Origin of the sequence: Flavobacterium sp. (assembly GCF_046317795.1) — a bacterium.
In the GTDB taxonomy this organism is placed as follows: domain Bacteria; phylum Bacteroidota; class Bacteroidia; order Flavobacteriales; family Flavobacteriaceae; genus Flavobacterium.
The window spans coordinates 14,012-31,276 of sequence record NZ_JBKCVI010000170.1 but is presented as its reverse complement, the minus strand read 5'-3'; the positions used below and the strand labels follow the sequence as shown (position 1 = coordinate 31,276).

The 17,265-nt window shown below is 33.6% G+C and carries 12 protein-coding genes; 2 read left to right on the top strand and 10 right to left on the bottom strand.

What is annotated here, in order from left to right; translation table 11 throughout:
- Positions 1-875, bottom strand: an 875-nt coding sequence (locus ACK5ON_RS10155) for a tryptophan 2,3-dioxygenase family protein (protein WP_409822139.1), incomplete at its 3' end; no start/stop codon positions are given.
- The gene (locus ACK5ON_RS10150; protein WP_396173324.1) at positions 875-1,651 is read right to left on the bottom strand and encodes a DUF3108 domain-containing protein; all 777 of its coding nucleotides are present in this window, start codon (positions 1,649-1,651) and stop codon (positions 875-877) included. The genes ACK5ON_RS10155 and ACK5ON_RS10150, both read right to left, overlap by 1 nt.
- A gap of 517 nt (positions 1,652-2,168) precedes the next feature.
- On the opposite strand from ACK5ON_RS10150, the gene ACK5ON_RS10145 reads away from it, so the two are divergent.
- Positions 2,169-3,290, top strand: coding sequence for an ATP-binding protein (locus ACK5ON_RS10145; RefSeq protein ID WP_396173322.1), 1,122 nt, complete (start codon positions 2,169-2,171; stop codon positions 3,288-3,290).
- Between the two features lie 56 nt (positions 3,291-3,346).
- On the opposite strand, the gene hppD is transcribed toward ACK5ON_RS10145, so the two are convergent.
- The 5 genes from hppD to uvrC all read right to left on the bottom strand — a co-directional run bounded on the left by hppD (position 3,347) and on the right by uvrC (position 11,860).
- Positions 3,347-4,507 carry a 4-hydroxyphenylpyruvate dioxygenase gene (hppD, locus tag ACK5ON_RS10140; protein ID WP_396173320.1) on the bottom strand — a complete coding sequence of 387 codons (1,161 nt, stop codon included), beginning with the start codon at positions 4,505-4,507 and terminating at the stop codon, positions 3,347-3,349.
- Between the two features lie 149 nt (positions 4,508-4,656).
- Entirely contained in the window at positions 4,657-5,817 is a 1,161-nt protein-coding gene (locus tag ACK5ON_RS10135) for a homogentisate 1,2-dioxygenase (protein WP_409822136.1), read from the bottom strand.
- A gap of 216 nt (positions 5,818-6,033) precedes the next feature.
- Positions 6,034-7,548 (bottom strand): APC family permease, encoded by a 1,515-nt coding sequence (locus ACK5ON_RS10130; RefSeq protein WP_409822134.1) that lies wholly within the window; start codon positions 7,546-7,548, stop codon positions 6,034-6,036.
- A gap of 90 nt (positions 7,549-7,638) precedes the next feature.
- The gene (locus ACK5ON_RS10125; protein ID WP_409822141.1) at positions 7,639-9,831 is read right to left on the bottom strand and encodes a patatin-like phospholipase family protein; all 2,193 of its coding nucleotides are present in this window, start codon (positions 9,829-9,831) and stop codon (positions 7,639-7,641) included.
- Positions 9,832-10,060: 229 nt separating this feature from the next.
- Positions 10,061-11,860, bottom strand: coding sequence for an excinuclease ABC subunit UvrC (gene uvrC / locus ACK5ON_RS10120; protein ID WP_396173314.1), 1,800 nt, complete (start codon positions 11,858-11,860; stop codon positions 10,061-10,063).
- A gap of 67 nt (positions 11,861-11,927) precedes the next feature.
- Between uvrC and ACK5ON_RS10115 the strand changes: the two genes are divergently transcribed.
- Positions 11,928-12,518 carry a 5-formyltetrahydrofolate cyclo-ligase gene (locus ACK5ON_RS10115; RefSeq protein ID WP_409822132.1) on the top strand — a complete coding sequence of 197 codons (591 nt, stop codon included), beginning with the start codon at positions 11,928-11,930 and terminating at the stop codon, positions 12,516-12,518.
- Here ACK5ON_RS10115 and ACK5ON_RS10110 read toward each other — a convergent pair.
- The 3 genes from ACK5ON_RS10110 to ileS all read right to left on the bottom strand — a co-directional run bounded on the left by ACK5ON_RS10110 (position 12,490) and on the right by ileS (position 17,255).
- Positions 12,490-13,119: a lipoprotein signal peptidase gene (locus ACK5ON_RS10110; RefSeq protein WP_396173311.1), complete on the bottom strand. Its 630-nt coding sequence runs from the start codon at positions 13,117-13,119 to the stop codon at positions 12,490-12,492. The genes ACK5ON_RS10115 and ACK5ON_RS10110 overlap by 29 nt on opposite strands.
- A gap of 88 nt (positions 13,120-13,207) precedes the next feature.
- On the bottom strand, positions 13,208-13,588 hold the full coding sequence (locus ACK5ON_RS10105) for a TraR/DksA family transcriptional regulator (RefSeq protein WP_396173310.1): 381 nt from the start codon (positions 13,586-13,588) through the stop codon (positions 13,208-13,210).
- A 7-nt stretch (positions 13,589-13,595) separates the two neighbouring features.
- Positions 13,596-17,255, bottom strand: a complete 3,660-nt coding sequence (gene ileS, locus ACK5ON_RS10100; protein WP_409822130.1) for an isoleucine--tRNA ligase — start codon at positions 17,253-17,255, stop codon at positions 13,596-13,598.
- Positions 17,256-17,265: the final 10 nt, after the last annotated feature.

Here is a 17,265-nt window from a genome sequence, read left to right as displayed (position 1 = left end):
CTTCTCTGGTATTTTGGATGCATGTATTTTTTCCAATCACTTCCACCAGTAGCTTCGCCAGAACCATGGCCGCTTTCAATGTATTTTTTGGCCGCGTTTAAATGCCCCATTACCCAAGTAACATTTACCGTGTAGTCATAATGGCGCATAGCATTAACTAAAGCTACATTCTTTTGAGCTTCAAGAGGGAGTTGTTGGAATTTTTGCCAAATGTTTATGGTGTTGTATTCTTCCATATAGCGCAGGAATTCATCTCTATATTTTCTTTCGAATTCTAAAATTAAAAATGATTTTTCGCCACTTGAATAATCTTTTCCTGCAGCTTGCCAATATAAATGTTCAAAGGCATGAGAATAAGGTGTATTTCTGTCGATTGATGCTCTAAATCGATAATCGATAAGGTTGATTAAATCGGTAGAAGCGAATTCGATAAATCGGTATTGTGCACTTTGAAATCCGCTTGCTGGGGTCAAAGTATTTCTAAACTTCATGTATTGTTCTACTTCCATTCCGTCGCCCATGATGTCAAATGAAGTGGTCAGCATATTAAAATAACGGCTTATTCTTCTCAGTTTTTCGGTAAAAAAGGCGGTTTCAGGTTTTTCGCTGTGACACAATTGGTTGATTTCCCAAAGAATCATTTTGAACAACAATTCATTCACTTGATGGTACATGATAAAAACCATTTCATCTGGTAAAACAGTTCTTTGGGTTTGAAGGTTTAGTAATGCATCGGTTTGAATATAATCCCAATAAGTAATAGGTTTTGACCAAAGCAGTCCTTCAAGATGTGTTTCGGTTTTTTGATTTATAGCTTCAAATTTTTGTTCTAAAGCTTCTATAGTTGTATTGTAGTTTGTTGTTTTAACGTTCATTATTTTTCTAGTTTAACCATAAATGGATTTTTTAATCCTTTGAAACCTTCTAAGTCTGCTTTAATAGAACCAACAGCCAAACTTGCTTTTATCCGAAGTGGCATTTTATTTTCGTCATCAGATATCCAAACGGTTAAGCTTTCTTCTTCTTTAAAAACTCTTCCAGATTGAACTAATGGTCTAAAAATCATTGTTGGAGCAGTACCAAATTTAGTTTTTATATTCTCTCTTCCTATGAATTTTAACTTAAACTTATAAACCTCGTCATCAAAAAACATATCAACAACTACTGATTCCCCTACTTTTAATTTATCAATTGTAGGATAGTTTCTTAAGAAGTAAAAAGTTGAAATAATGTCCTGCACATTTTCGGTAACTGAAAAAGTTTTTTCAGTTTTGTTTTTATAATCCTTTATAAGAACTTTATTAGCATCTTGATTAAAAAAACCTTCTTGGTTTTTGGTATAACCGCCTTCGTCTATTTTTCTAACAAATTGATAGGGTTTGTTCGTCACTTTGTCAAAATAACTTTCATACGTGTCATCCACTTTAAAAAAGAAACGGGACATTCCAACAGTGTATCCTTTTCCAATGGCATGATATACTTTTTTGTTGTTTTTAACAGCTTCTTGTATTTCGAGAGTGGCAAAACCAGCATTGATGAATCCATAATGAATCCTGAATTTGAACCATTCGCCAGCATCATAAGCAACAGGTTTTTGAGAATCAAAACTCACTGTTATGAAAAGCAATAAAAGGAAGCAGTATTTTTTCATTTTTTTCTTTGGATTTTGCAAACAAGTGCAATATCCGTTCCAAATGTAAAAAAACAAAAAAACTCAGTCAAATTAATGACTGAGTTTTTATGCTATTAACCAACCAAAAAACTATAAATTATGAAAATTTATCCAAAAATATGAGGAAACCACTCCTTTGTTATTTTTATGGTGCAAATATAATTTAATTTGTTGCGTTATTACAAGTAAAAAACTAACTTTAACAGTTATTTAGCAAAAAAAGCATTACTACAACGTTGTATTTTATTAATTTCGCAATAAAATTAACTTTTTAATCTATTGCTGTTGTTTTAGGGTAATAACATAATGATTATACTTATAAAATAGTCTAAACATACGAAGTTATTTATTAATAATATAATTGATATAAGCCATCAAGAAAACTATATGACGAAATAGCGTTAAAACTATCGGGTACAATATCCTATTCCAAAAAAGTAACTTCTTTTTCGTATTCTATTCCAAAAAAGTTGTAATTTTGATAAAAATGAACAACATGATTCTTCGTAAATTAGAAAATATAATTACCCAAAACCTTTTTAGAAAGAAAGTTATTGTGATTTTGGGAGCAAGACAAACAGGCAAAACCACCTTACTAAAAAAAATTATGGCACAAAACGATAATTGCATTTGGATTAATGGCGATGAGTATGACATACAAGAACGATTTAAAAACGCCACTTCAACACAACTTAATGCACTTATTGGCAACCATAGACTTGTTATTATTGATGAAGCCCAACGATTAGAAAACATTGGATTGGCCTTAAAATTACTTCACGACAATTATCCCGAAATTCAAATTATTGCCACTGGATCGTCTGCCTTTGAATTGCTAAACAAAACAAACGAACCATTAACGGGAAGAAAATTAGAGTATCAATTGTTCCCAATTTCTTTTGAGGAAATGATAGTTTCCAATACTCAATTAATAGAAAAGAGGCATTTGAATACAAGATTGGTTTTTGGTTCTTATCCAGAAGTTATAAATAATGAAGGTGGCGAGATAGAAGTTTTAAAATTTTTGGCTGACAGCTACCTTTTTAAAGATATTTTAATGTTGGACACCATTAAAAAGCCCGAAAAATTAATCAAACTGCTACAAGCACTTGCTTTCCAGATTGGTTCGGAAATTTCATATAACGAAATTGGAAATTTAATAGGTTTAGACAGTAAAACGGTAGAGAATTATATTAATTTATTAGAAAAAGCGTTTGTTGTTTTCAAGCTCAACTCGTTCAATAGAAATTTACGTAATGAGTTAAAATTGTCTAAAAAAATCTATTTTTATGATAACGGCATTCGCAATGCATTGATTTCAAATTTTCAAATGGCAGAGGCAAGACAAGATATTGGAGCTTTGTTTGAAAATTACCTAATTTCAGAAAGAATGAAATTTAATCACTACAACAAACGATATTCAAATAGGTATTTTTGGCGAACAAAAGACCAACAAGAAATAGATTATATTGAAGAAATTGACGGCAAACTGTATGCGTTTGAATTCAAATGGAATTTCAATAAAAAAGCAACAATATCAAAAACATTTACAAATGCCTACCCTAATTCTGAAACCAGAATTATAACAAGAGATAATTACGAAAACTTTCTGAGTTGATATTAAACCAAAACCAAGATGAATTATCATTAGTTGGGATAAAATAATTTTCTTTTTTATAAAGTTCCACGCAACATTTGTTCTCTCTCGATAGATTCAAACAACGCTTTAAAATTTCCTGCACCAAAACCTTTGGCACCCATTCTTTGAATGATTTCAAAAAATAAAGTTGGTCTGTCTTGAACAGGTTTGGTGAAAATTTGGAGTAAATAGCCATCTTCATCGGCATCAACCATAATGGCTAATTTTTCAATTTCATTAATATCTTCTTTCATCATTTCCATGTGAACGCCTAATCTTTCTGGAATTGCTTGATAATAGGCATGTGGAGGAGCAGATAAAAACTCAATGCCTCTGGCTCTCAGCTGGGAAACTGTGGAAATAATATCATCAGTTGCAATAGCAATGTGTTGTACTCCCGGACCACCATAAAAATCTAAATATTCTTCAATTTGAGATTTTTTCTTTCCTTCGGCAGGTTCGTTAATTGGAAACTTAATTCTACCGTTGCCGTTGCTCATCACTTTACTCATCAAAGCAGAATATTCGGTATGAATTTGTTTGTCATCAAACGATAAGAAATTTACAAATCCCATGACCTCTTCATAGAATTTTACCCAAGTATTCATTTCATTCCAACCTACATTACCAACCATGTGGTCTATGTATTTTAATCCAACGGAGGAAGGATTATAATCTGATTTCCATTCCTTATAACCCGGTAAAAAGATACCGTTGTAGTTTTTTCGTTCCACAAAAATATGGACTGTTTCGCCATAAGTATAGATTCCTGAACGAACCACTTCGCCATGTTCATCTTTTTCAACCGTAGGTTCCATAAATGGTTTTGCACCACGCTTGGTTGTTTCTTCAAAGGATTTTGTAGCATCTTCTACCCAAAGGGCAATTACTTTTACGCCATCTCCATGTTTAACAATGTGTTGATTGATTGGGGATTCTGGGTTTAAAGGTGTAGTCAATACCAATCTAATTTTGTCTTGTTTTAACACATAACTAGTTCTGTCTTTTACACCAGTTTCTAAACCAGCATAAGCCAAAGATTGATAACCAAATGCTGTTTTGTAATAATGTGCCGATTGTTTGGCGTTTCCAACATAAAATTCTACGTAATCTGTTCCTAAAAGCGGAAGGAAATCCTGCGCGCCTTCAAATATTTTTTCTAGTCCGTAGTCAACGGATTTTACTTCTTTACTCATAATTAATCCCCCTAACCCCCAAAGGGGGAATTCCTATTAGGGGGTGGATAGGATTTTATTCATTAATACTATTTTATATTTTTAATAACGCCTTGTGTTTTCTTTAACAATAATTAGTAACACAATATTATTAATTTCCCCTTTGGGGGTTAGTGGGCTAGCCAAGACAAGAAATACTTATCATCGGCAATTTTCATGGCATCTTCCGTAACCATAAGTGGTTTAAAAGTATCTACCATAACGGCTAGTTCTTGCGTTTCTTTTTTGCCAATGCTTCTCTCGGATGCTCCTGGGTGTGGACCATGAGGGATTCCTGCTGGGTGCAATGAAATATTTCCTGGAGCTACATCATTTCTACTCATAAAATCACCATCTACGTAGTACAAAACCTCATCAGAATCAATATTACTATGATTATAAGGCGCAGGAATTGACAACGGATGATAATCATACAGACGAGGAACGAAAGAGCAAACTACAAATGCAGTGGTTTCGAATGTTTGATGCACTGGTGGCGGTTGATGAATACGACCTGTAATAGGTTCAAAGTCATGAATAGAAAGCGCATACGGATAATTGAATCCATCATATCCAATGACGTCAAAAGGATGTGAGGCATAAATCATTTCGAAAATTTCGTCTTTCTTTTTTACTTTAATGGTGAATTCCCCTTTTTCATTATTGGTTTCTAATTCATAGGGACGACGAATGTCTCTTTCACAAAATGGGGAATGTTCTAGTAGTTGACCAAACCAATTGCGATAGTGTTTTGGGGTGTAAATTGGCACGTGAGATTCTACAATAAATAACCGATTGTCTTCAGTATCAAAATCAATTTTATAAATAATTCCGCGAGGAATGATAAGATAATCTCCGTATTTAAAATCAAGGTTTCCGTAAATGGTTCTTAATTTACCTGAACCTTTATGAATGAAAATCATTTCATCAGAATCGGTATTTTTATAGAAATAATCGGTTGTTGATTTTCTTGGCGCAGCGAGTACAATATGACAATCTGAATTGGTCAATATAATTTTTCGGCTTTCAAGAAAATCATCTTGTGGAGCAACATCAAATCCTTTTAACTTATAAGATTGAATATTATTGGATTTGGCAATTTTAGGTGCTACACTATAATGAGAACGAATTTCTTTAACTTGTGTAGGCCGTTGCTCGTGATAGGAATTAGTTGACATGCCGTCAAAACCTACGGTACCAAAAAGTTGTTCGTAATACAAATCACCGTTTGGTTTACGGAATTGCGTATGACGTTTAGGTGGAATATTTCCAAGTTTGTGATAAAATGGCATTTTTCTTTTGTTTAAAGTTTAACATTTTAAAGTTTACAGTTGTTTCAAACTTTGAAGCTAACAATAACCAAATGGCTCATTCAGGATTTCTCTTGATGAGGAATTTTAGATGTATTAATAAGTCATTCCACTTTTTCATATAACAAATATCGTGAATTTTTTAAACAAAAAAATCCAAAAGATATTTTCTTTTGGATTTTATACGTTGATATAATTTTATAAAAATTCTTCTTCGATAATGTCGTTATTTTCCAGATTAGATCTTCTTTTGCTGTATAAAAAATAAACAGCAATGCCTAATGCACCCCAAATTAAAAATGCAATCCAGGTATGAAGTCGAACGAAACACATTAAAAAGATATTAAATGAAACGCCAAGTGTACCAACAACATAAACAGCAGGAGTTCTAAACGGTCTATCTAGCTCTGGTTTTTTGTAACGAAGCATCATTACTGCGATACAAACCATTGCAAAAGCAAGCAATGTTCCCATACTGCACATTTCACTAACATTATTTATAGGCGTAACGGCTGCTACGATAGATATAATTGCACCGACTAAAATGGTACTTTTGTAAGGTGTTTTAAATTCTGGATGAATAGATTTAAAAAATTTTGGCAACAAACCATCTTTAGCCATGCCAAGGAATATTCTTGTTTGTCCCAACATCATTACGAGCATTACCGATGTTAAACCTGCTGTTGCGGCAAGTGTAATTATAAATACCGCCCAGGTCAAACCCTTCTCGCTAAACGCTGATGCTACTGGTGCCGCTTTGTCCAAAACTGAGTAAGGAACCATTCCGGTTAGCACTAGTGAAACTAAAATATACAACACGGTACAAATTACAAGCGAAGCAATAATAGCAAACGGTACATCTTTTTTAGGATTTATTGCTTCGCCAGCTTGGGTAGAAACGGCATCAAAACCTATGTAGGCAAAAAATACTATAGTTGCAGCAGTTAGCACACCGCCAAAGCCAAAATTCATTTTTCCAGTGGAATTACCCATTTCGTCTAAGGCAGGAATGGCTTCAGGAATAAATGGATGCCAATTGCTAGTATCGATATAAAAGGCGCCAACTATAATTACAAATAATACAACGGCTACTTTAACGACAACAATAATATTATTTGTACTTGCTGCTTCTTTTATACCTTTTATTAAAACGCCAGTAACAATCCATGTAATTAAAAATGCTGGCAAGTTGAAAGCAAAGCTAGGTAAATCCAATAATTGAGTCGGAAATTCTTTATTGTGTTCGATTATTTTCTCAGTAGCAGTAGCCAAGTCGTTACACAACCAAATGGGAATATCAATACCAAAAAGGTGTAAAAACTTTACAAAATAGCCACTCCAAGCTACGGCAACAGTTGTGGCACCCATCATATATTCTAAAATAAGATTCCACCCAATAAACCATGCAAAAAGTTCGCCAACCGTGCCATAGGCGTAGGCGTAAGCCGAACCCTCAACAGGTAAAACAGAAGCAAATTCTGCATAACACAATGATGCAAACAAGCAACCGATGCCAGCTATAACAAATGATAAAGCTAATGCAGGGCCAGCATAATCATGGGCTGCAATTCCTGTTAATGTAAAAATACCTCCACCAATGATTGCGCCAATTCCTAACGAAGTTAAGCCCCAACGGGTAAGAATGCGTTTTAAGTCACTTTTTTTCATATCTGCCTCAAAAGCAGCAACAGGTTTAACTCTCCAAATAGACATAAATAGTAAGTTTAATTAATAGTTTTCAAATATAGTTTTTTATGGTTCACAAAGAAAAAAAAAATAGTTTTTGAGGTTTTTAAAAAAATCTTAAAACCAAAATCCCACACTGACAAAAGTGAATCCTTTACTCAGTTCGGGCGACCAAGTATATTTCACCTCAATGGGACCAATTATTGACTCTAAGGCATAACCAATAGCATAGCCAGAGTAGCTTGGTTTTGAAAGCCAATTACCCGTAGCAAATAAGTTGTCTTCCACATTGGCATAATTGGCAGCAAAATTTACGTGATTTTTTTTATAAAATTCATAGTCAAAAGTAAAACATGATTTGATATAACTATTGCCCGAAATACTAAGGAAATCATATCCATAAAAATGTTTGAAATTATTGATAGTGTTAAAGCCATAACCTCCCAAGAAAAAATCTAAGAAATTAACACTTTTTTCTCCTAACGCAAATCCAGCTTCGGTGTCAACTTTAACGGCAATTTTTTTAAAAAAGGTTTTAACTAATCCTATTTCTCCTTTTGCAATGGAAAAGCGATTAAACTGGTTGGTATAATCAGTAGAATAAACAAAAGATTGTATATCTCCTGCAAAAAACCATCCTTTTTTTGGAAATAATTTATTGTCATAGGAGTCATATTTGAGGTATCCAAAAATACTAGCGTAGGAACTATTTTCAAATACAGGGTTGATAACGCTTAAATTTTCGGAATTGATTTTCAATTTTTTAAACTCTATACCTGCTCCTATTAAATATTTTTGAATAAAAATAGTTTGAACATACACTTGATTAGTAAGGTCGGCATAATCAATATTTATAGAGTTTAAACCTAGTTGATTTAAAATTTCACCGTTGCTAAAATCATTAGAAAGATTTTTATTGAATTGATTGTATCTTGATTTTATTCCAAAACTCCAGTGAAAACCATTGTCAACATAGTAATCAAAATTATACCTAATGTTATCTCCAAGTCCGGCATCTAAAGAAAGGACATCATTTTTCAAGAGATTTTTTTTTCGAGTAAGATTCACTAAAAGAGCGCTTTTATATAGTTGGTCGTAGTGCAATCCAAATTTGAAATAGGTTTTGATTGGATTTTCGGTTAGACTTAGTTTTAATTCATCTCCATCTTTATAAGGTTCCAGAGTATAAATTATTCTGCTAAAGTTTTGAGTAGCATTGATATTATTGATACCTGTTTTTAAATCGTCGTAACTTATTTTCTTTCCTATTTTAAAACCCAATTTACCTATAATATATGATTTTGTATAATTTTTAATTTGATTGAGAGTCACACTTTTTATTATTAATGAATCTTTTTGAACTTTTAAATTATTGGGTTGTGTCTTTTTAGCAATTTGACTTAATTCGTTTATTTTTGACAGGTTTAACAAAGCTGCCTCTTCTCCTTTTTTTATAATTTCTTTGCCTTGATTAAAAGAAATAACGCCAAACTGGGACACATCTGGTTTAATATAAACATCAGTAATTTTTATATTTTCTTCCATTCTTTTTATCATATCCAAATTGGTAATTTGAACAAGAATTCGAGTAGCATCTGTTAGTGATTTTCTGTCTTTTAAGTCGTCTTGAACATCAACACCTATGATAATATCGGCACCCATTTTGCGCAATTCTACTACGGGATAGTTGTTGATAACACCACCATCAATTAATAGTTTTCCGTCAATTTCTACTGGCGAAAACAGGGAGGGAAAGGCAGAACTAGCCAGCATAGCTTGAGCTAAATAACCACCATTCAAGATTACTTCTTCTCCTTTTTCTATATCGGTAGCAATGCATAAAAAAGGAATGGGAAGTTTGCTAAAATCGCGAACATGTCTCACATTGTGGGTTAGTTTAGTTAGTAAACTATAATTGTACATTCCTTTGGAAAGCGCTATGGGAATGCCTAATTTGAATTTGTGAAATGGTAAAACAACAGCATAGACTTCGTTATTCTTTTTTTCGTAAAAATTTTTGGAAGACCGCGGAATATAATCTTGTAATAACTCGTCAAAATTGGTGTTGTAAAATATAGAATCTATTTGTGTGGCGCTATAACCAGATGCATATAAACCGCCTACAACAGCACCCATACTTGTTCCGCCGATATAATCAATTTTTACGCCAGCTTCTTCTAGAACTTTCAATACTCCAATATGAGCAAAACCTTTGGCACCACCACCACTGAGGACTAAACCTATTTTTGGGCGTTTACTTGTTTCGTTGTTTTGGGAATGTAAATTGGGAGCGAATAGAAAATAGAAAATAGAAAATAGAAAAAAGACTGTATCAATTGTCGTGGAAACCGATATTTGCTATAGACTAAACCTATTTAGCCCTGATTTCTTCACTAAAGAGTTTATTTTATATTGGAGTTCAGAGAATGTTATTTGCAATGAAAATCCTTTAAAAACTCCTTTTAAGTTTTTAAAGATTGAAATCGAAAGCAGGAATAGGGTTTGCAAAAATGCTTTTACCATTTGCTTCAAATTATAATTATTTGTTTTGTGTGTAAAATTCGTAAATTTTTTTGGCTTTTAAGGCACCAACTACTTCAGATATTTCTTTTTCGGTAGCCAATTTTATTCTTTTTACACTTTTAAAATGTTTCAATAGCGTCAACATTGTTTTTTCACCGATGCCCGGAATTAGTTCTATGGTCGAATTCAAGGCCAATTTACTTCTTTTATCTCGATGATGGGTTATCCCAAAACGATGCGCTTCATTACGTAGTTGTTGTATAATTTTGAGTGTTTCACTTTTTTTATCCAAATACAATGGCACAGAATCGCCAGGGTAAAATAATTCTTCCAATCTTTTGGCAATACCAATAATGGCAATTTTACCTCGCAACTCTAAATCATCTATACTTTTCAAAGCTGATGATAATTGCCCTTTTCCACCGTCAATAATGATGAGTTGAGGCAAAGGTTGGTTTTCGTCGAGCATTCGTTTGTATCTTCGGTAAACCACCTCTTCCATCGAGGCAAAATCATTTGGTCCTACGACGGTTTTGATGTTAAAATGGCGGTAGTCTTTTTTGCTTGGTTTCCCGTCTTTAAAAACCACACAAGCCGAAACGGGATTGGTTCCTTGAATATTGGAATTATCAAAACATTCTATATGTCGTGGCTCCACAGAGAGTCGCAAATCCTTTTGCATTTGAGCCATGATTCGGTTAGTGTGTCGCTCTGGATCTACAATTTGAATTTGTTTTAGCTGTTCTAGTCGTTGGTATTTTGCATTGCGGTGTGACAATTCCAGAATTTGTTTTTTATCGCCTAGTTGCGGCACAGTAACTTTAACGCTATTGCCAAAATCCAAGTGGAAAGGTAAAATTATTTCTTTTGAAGTCAAATGAAAACGCTCTCTTAGTTCCACCACAGCCAATTCTAATAAATCTTCATCGGTTTCGTCTAATTTTTTTTTCAGTTCCAATGTATAGGAACGAATTATTGCACCGTGAGAAATCTGCAGGAAATTGACATATGCCATAGTCTCATCAGAAATAATGGAAAAGACATCAATATTTGATATCTTAGGATTTAAAATCGTAGAGCGCGATTGATAATTTTCTAAAACTTCTATTTTTTCTTTTATTTTTTGGGCAGCTTCAAAATGCATATCATTGGCCAATTCTTGCATTGTTTTTTTGAAATCGCGCAAACTGTCTTTGAAATTTCCTTTTAGAATTTCACGAATGGCATCCACTTGTTTTTGGTAATTTTCAAGAGTTTCGTGGGCTTCACATGGTCCTTTGCAGTTGCCAATGTGGAATTCCAAGCATACTTTGTATTTTCCTGATTTAATATTAGCATTGCTTAAATCATAGTTGCAAGTGCGCAACGGATACAGTGCTGCAATCAAATCTAAAATGATATTAACTGTTTTGAAATTGGTATAGGGGCCAAAATATTCTGAGCCGTCTTTGATCATTCTCCTTGTTGGGAATATTCGAGAAAAGGGTTCTTTTTTGATGCAAATCCACGGATAGGTTTTGTCGTCTTTGAGCATCACATTGTAGCGCGGTTGCAGTTTTTTGATGAGGTTGTTTTCGAGCAATAGAGCATCGGCTTCTGAGGAAACCACGATGTGTTTTATTTCAACAATCTTCTTAACCAAAACATTGGTCTTGGCATTATCGTGTACTTTATTGAAGTAAGAAGTAACTCTTTTTTTTAGATTTTTGGCTTTGCCTACATACAAAATTTTCCCTTCCTTATCATAATATTGATACACGCCAGGACTATCGGGCAATGATTGTATCTGAAGTTCTAAATAAGGATTTGTTGTCATTGCGATGAACGAAGCAATCTTTTTTTGATTGATTTCAAAGTTATAAAAATTAAAGTACTTTTGGAATATGAATAAAAAAGACCTTCGTAAAAAATATAAAGAATTAAGAGATCAACTTTCTGTGGATGAAATTGAAGCTAAAAGTATGGCAATCGCAAACCGTCTACTACAACTAGATACAATACCTAACGGCAGGCAGGTTTGGGAGCAAACTTATTTCCACTTATTTTTAAGTATTGAAGAACAGAAAGAAGTAGATACTGAATTTATCCTTCAAATTTTAGCTGGAAAGGACAAAGAAATTGTAGTAGCCAAAAGCAATTTTAAGACGTTAGAAATGACTCATTATTTGTTGACTGATAACACTAAATTCCAGAAAAACGAATATAATATTTATGAACCAGTAGATGGTTTGGAAGTGCCAGTATCAAAAATTGATGTTGTTTTTGTACCGCTTTTAGCATATGATAAAAAAGGAAATAGAGTTGGATATGGAAAGGGATTTTATGATAAATTTTTATCAAAATGTCGAGAAGACATTATCAAAATAGGTTTGTCTTTCTTTGAGCCAGAAGACGCTATTGCAGCTGTTTCTCAAACCGATATTCGTTTGGATTATTGTGTAACGCCTATGACCGTCTATAACTTTCAACTATAGTTTTTTTAGCGAAAGCTTTTTTATTAAATACTATTAAAATTCCAACACCAGTTGAAATGGCCATATCAGCAATGTTAAAAATGGCGTTAAAAAATTTGAATGGTTGTCCGCCCCAAATGGGTAACCAACTCGGAAGGGTTCCTTCCCAAAAAGGGAAATAGAACATGTCAACTACTTTGCCATGAAACCATGTTCCATAAGGATTTTCAGAAAACAAAGTTGACAAATGGCCATAACTATCATCAAAGATAACACCATAAAAAACCGAGTCAATAATATTCCCTAATGCTCCAGCAAAAATCAAAGAAATGGCAACCAATAAATAATTAGAACTGTGTTTTGTGTTGGCATCATAAAGCCAATATCCAATTCCAAAAACAGCTAAAATTCTGAAAACGGTTAAAAATAATTTACCATATTCGCCCGGAATTTTCGTTCCCCAAGCCATTCCTTCGTTCTCAATCAATAATATTTTAAACCAACTAGCTACATCAATTTGTCCTGCTTCTCCATAAATAAAATTGGTTTTGATGTAAATTTTTAGAAATTGGTCAACCAATAAAATAATAGTAATGATTAAAATGGAATTTCTTAGAGACATTTTATAAATTTTAATGAGACAAAAATAATCTTTTTTTCTAAAAAGTAACGCTCCAAAACGGAGCGTTACTTAATATCATGTAAAATTGTTATCGTTGCAAATTTTTTGCTTCAATACTCATAGTGGCATGAGGAACAATTTTCAATCGTTCTTTAGAAATTAGCTTACCAGTAACTTTACAAACACCATAGGTTTTGTTTTCCACACGAAAAAGGGCATTTTTCAAATCGCGAATAAATTTTTCTTGACGAATTGCCAATTGAGAATTTGCTTCTTTAGACATCGTTTCGCTTCCTTCTTCAAATGCTTTAAACGTAGGTGATGTATCATCAGTTCCATTGTTTAAGTCATTCATATAGGCACTTTTAATCAACTCTAAATCGGCTTTTGCTTTTTCAATTTTATTGACAATAATTTCCTTGAACTCTGCTAGATCTGCTTCTGAGTATCTCATTTTTTCTTCTACCATCTTTTTACTATTTTGAGATTAATATTTTTGTTTTTATTTGGTCAAATTCTATTTCTGTTCCATTTTCAAATTCGGAAACAAACTCTAATGATTTTGTTAATGTTTCTGATTTGATATAATTTTCATTTGCTAATACTGCTTTTTCTAATGTTGCTTCTTTAATTAGTTGTACTTTTATTTTATCAGTTACTTCAAATCCACTGTCTTTTCTAAGATTTTGAATTCTGTTCACTAATTCTCTTGCAATTCCTTCGTTGATTAATTCTGGAGTTAGTGTAATGTCTAAAGCAACAGTTATGCCATTGGCATTGGCTACCAACCAACCCGGAATATCTTGAGAAGTGATCTCTACATCTTCCAATGATAAAAGTATACTTTTTCCTGAAATAACAAGTGCTAGTTCACCATTGGCTTCAATTTCATTAATTTGTTGTGATGTAAAGCTTTGTATTTCTTTGGAAATCAACCCCATATCCTTTCCAAAACGTGGACCAAGGGCTTTAAAATTGGGCTTAATTTGCTTCACTAAAACACCCGATGCATCGTCTAAAAGTTCGATTTCTTTAACGTTTACTTCGGCTTTTATGAGGTCAGAAACAGCTTCAATTTCAGCTCGTTGATTCTCGTCAAGTATTGGAATTAGTATCTTTTGCAACGGTTGACGCACCTTTATCATTTCCTTTTTACGGAGCGATAAAACTAATGACGAAACAGTTTGTGCTTTCATCATTTTGCTTTCAAGTGATTTATCAACAAAGTTTTCAACCGAATTTGGAAATTTCGCCAAATGTACACTTTCAAATTCTTCTGAATTAGTAGCTTTTGTTAAATCTCTGTAAAGTTTGTCCATAAAAAATGGTGCAATTGGAGCAGCCAGTTTTGCTACAGTTAACAAGCAAGTATATAAGGTTTGATAGGCCGCAATTTTATCAGTTCCATATTCGCCTTTCCAGAAACGTCGTCTGCACAAACGCACATACCAATTACTCAAATTTTCTTGAACAAAATCAGAAATGGCTCGAGCTGCTTTGGTTGGCTCATAATCGGCATAAGCATCATCAACCACTTTTATCAAAGTATGTAATTCTGATAAAATCCAACGGTCAATTTCAGGTCTTTCGTTCAACGGAATTTCTCCCGAAACTTCGGGAGCTGAATAATTGAAATTATCAATATTAGCATACAAACTAAAGAACGAATACGTATTGTATAATGTACCGAAGAATTTACGGCGTACTTCGGCAATGCCTTCGCTGTCAAATTTCAAATTATCCCAAGGATTGGCATTCGAAATCATGTACCAACGTGTAGCATCTGGACCAAATTCTTCTAAAGTTTTAAATGGATCAACGGCGTTTCCTAAACGTTTGGACATTTTTTGGCCATTTTTATCCAAAACCAATCCATTTGACACTACATTTTTATACGCTATTTTATCAAAAACCAATGTTCCAATGGCGTGTAACGTATAAAACCAACCACGAGTTTGATCCACACCTTCTGCAATAAAATCGGCTGGAAATGCTTTGTTTTCGTCAATCTTGTCTTTATTTTCAAATGGATAATGCCATTGTGCATAAGGCATTGCTCCGCTATCGAACCAAACATCAATTAAATCACTTTCGCGTTTCATAGGTTTTCCAGAAGCGGAAACTAACGTTATTTTATCAACTACATTTTTGTGTAAATCAACTAAATCATAGTTTGCTTCATTCATATTTCCAATTTCAAAACCTTTAAAAGGATTTGCTGTTTGAAAACCAGCTGCAATTGATTTTTCAATTTCAGAATATAATTCTTCGACTGAACCTATTATGATTTCTTCTCCCGAACCTTCGGGACCATCTTCAGTTCTCCAAATAGGTAATGGAATTCCCCAAAAACGAGAACGCGATAAGTTCCAATCATTAGCATTTTTCAACCAATTCCCGAAACGTCCTTCACCCGTTGCTTTTGGTTTCCAGTTGATGGTTTCGTTGAGGTCGAACATTCTGTCTTTGATTTCAGTTACTTTAATGAACCAAGAGTCTAACGGATAATATAAAATGGGTTTGTCAGTTCTCCAACAATGCGGGTAACTGTGCACGTATTTTTCAACTTTGAACGCTTTGTTCTCTTCTTTTAATTGAATAGCAATTTCAACATCCACCGAGCGTTCTGGAGCTTCACCATCGTTGTAATAGTCATTTTTAACGAATTTACCAGAATAATTTCCTAAACCTTGAATAAACCTGCCCTGCAGGTCAACCAACGGAACAGTATTCCCATTATCGTCCAAAACCAACATTGGTGGCACTTCTGGCGTGGCTTCCTTGGCAACTTTTGCATCATCAGCACCAAAAGTTGGTGCGGTGTGTACGATTCCAGTTCCATCTTCTGTAGTCACGAAATCTCCTGCAATTACTCTAAAAGCATTTTCGGGATTTTGATAGGGTAAAGCCAATTTCATTAATTGTTCATAACGAATTCCGACTAAATCAGCACCTTTGAAAATTAAATTCCTTTCAATTAATATTTCTTCAATAGAGAATACCTTTAAATCAAATTCTTCAAAATTGATATTTGAAAAATTTGCTTTCTTTAAACATATATATATACCTGAATTAAATCCATTTGATTTACAAACATCTACAAAATCTGAAACATAACTAACATCAGAATTGCTTTTATATTCAATTGGAATACTTAAAAGGTTACTCTCAATTACAGCATCAAATCTAAATTTATTATTTGTTTTTTGTTCAAAAGTTATATTTTCATAACTTATTTGTAAAACCTCTTCTAAAATCCAAATTATAGTTTCTTTCTCTTTTAATGTATTACTTATAAGATTAAAAGCGAAAACTATATTGTTTTTTCTTTCAGTATACTGATTAATATGATTCTTAACTAAAACATAATCTATTTTTGGGCCTACGGTTAACGCTGTATTTGATGGCAACGTCCAAGGCGTGGTTGTCCAAGCTAAAATATGAACATCGCCAAAACCTTGTAAAAAGCTTGGTAACGTTTCTGGTTTAGTTTTGAATTGTGCTACAACTGATGTATCAGTTACATCTCTATAACTCCCTGGTTGGTTCACTTCGTGGGAAGATAATCCTGTTCCAGCTTTTGGAGAATAGGGTTGAATGGTATACCCTTTGTATAGTAAATTTTTATTGTAAATCTGTTTTAACAACCACCAAACGCTTTCCATATATTTGGATTTGTAAGTCACATATGGATGTTCCATATCAACCCAATAACCCATTTTTTCGGTCAAATCGTTCCACACGTCGGTATAACGCATGACGGTTTTTTTACATGCTTCGTTGTATTCTTCGATGGAAATGGTTTTCCCGATATCTTCTTTGGTAATTCCTAATGCTGCTTCGGTTCCCAATTCCACAGGTAAACCGTGAGTATCCCAACCTGCTTTTCGCTTTACTTGAAATCCTTTTTGAGTTTTATAACGACAAAAAATATCTTTGATAGCACGCGCCATCACGTGGTGAATTCCGGGTAAACCATTAGCAGATGGTGGCCCTTCAAAAAACACAAATGGAGTTGCTCCTTCTCGTGAAGTGACGCTTTGCTCAAAGACATTATTTTCTTTCCAGAACTCCAGCACTTCGGATGCCACAGTAGGCAAGTCAAGTCCTTTGTATTCAGTAAACTTAGTACTCATTTTTGTCGTT

Excerpts from the sequence above, each read along its gene's own strand:
- ACK5ON_RS10115 (WP_409822132.1), top strand. The coding sequence starts at position 11,928 with ATGAATAAAAAAGACCTTCGTAAAAAATATAAAGAATTAAGAGATCAA.
- ACK5ON_RS10135 (WP_409822136.1), bottom strand. The coding sequence starts at position 5,817 with ATGCCATTTTATCACAAACTTGGAAATATTCCACCTAAACGTCATACG.
- ACK5ON_RS10110 (WP_396173311.1), bottom strand. The coding sequence starts at position 13,119 with ATGTCTCTAAGAAATTCCATTTTAATCATTACTATTATTTTATTGGTT.
- ACK5ON_RS10105 (WP_396173310.1), bottom strand. The coding sequence starts at position 13,588 with ATGGTAGAAGAAAAAATGAGATACTCAGAAGCAGATCTAGCAGAGTTC.
- uvrC (WP_396173314.1), bottom strand. The coding sequence starts at position 11,860 with ATGACAACAAATCCTTATTTAGAACTTCAGATACAATCATTGCCCGAT.
- ACK5ON_RS10150 (WP_396173324.1), bottom strand. The coding sequence starts at position 1,651 with ATGAAAAAATACTGCTTCCTTTTATTGCTTTTCATAACAGTGAGTTTT.
- ACK5ON_RS10145 (WP_396173322.1), top strand. The coding sequence starts at position 2,169 with ATGATTCTTCGTAAATTAGAAAATATAATTACCCAAAACCTTTTTAGA.
- hppD (WP_396173320.1), bottom strand. The coding sequence starts at position 4,507 with ATGAGTAAAGAAGTAAAATCCGTTGACTACGGACTAGAAAAAATATTT.
- ileS (WP_409822130.1), bottom strand. The coding sequence starts at position 17,255 with ATGAGTACTAAGTTTACTGAATACAAAGGACTTGACTTGCCTACTGTG.
- ACK5ON_RS10130 (WP_409822134.1), bottom strand. The coding sequence starts at position 7,548 with ATGTCTATTTGGAGAGTTAAACCTGTTGCTGCTTTTGAGGCAGATATG.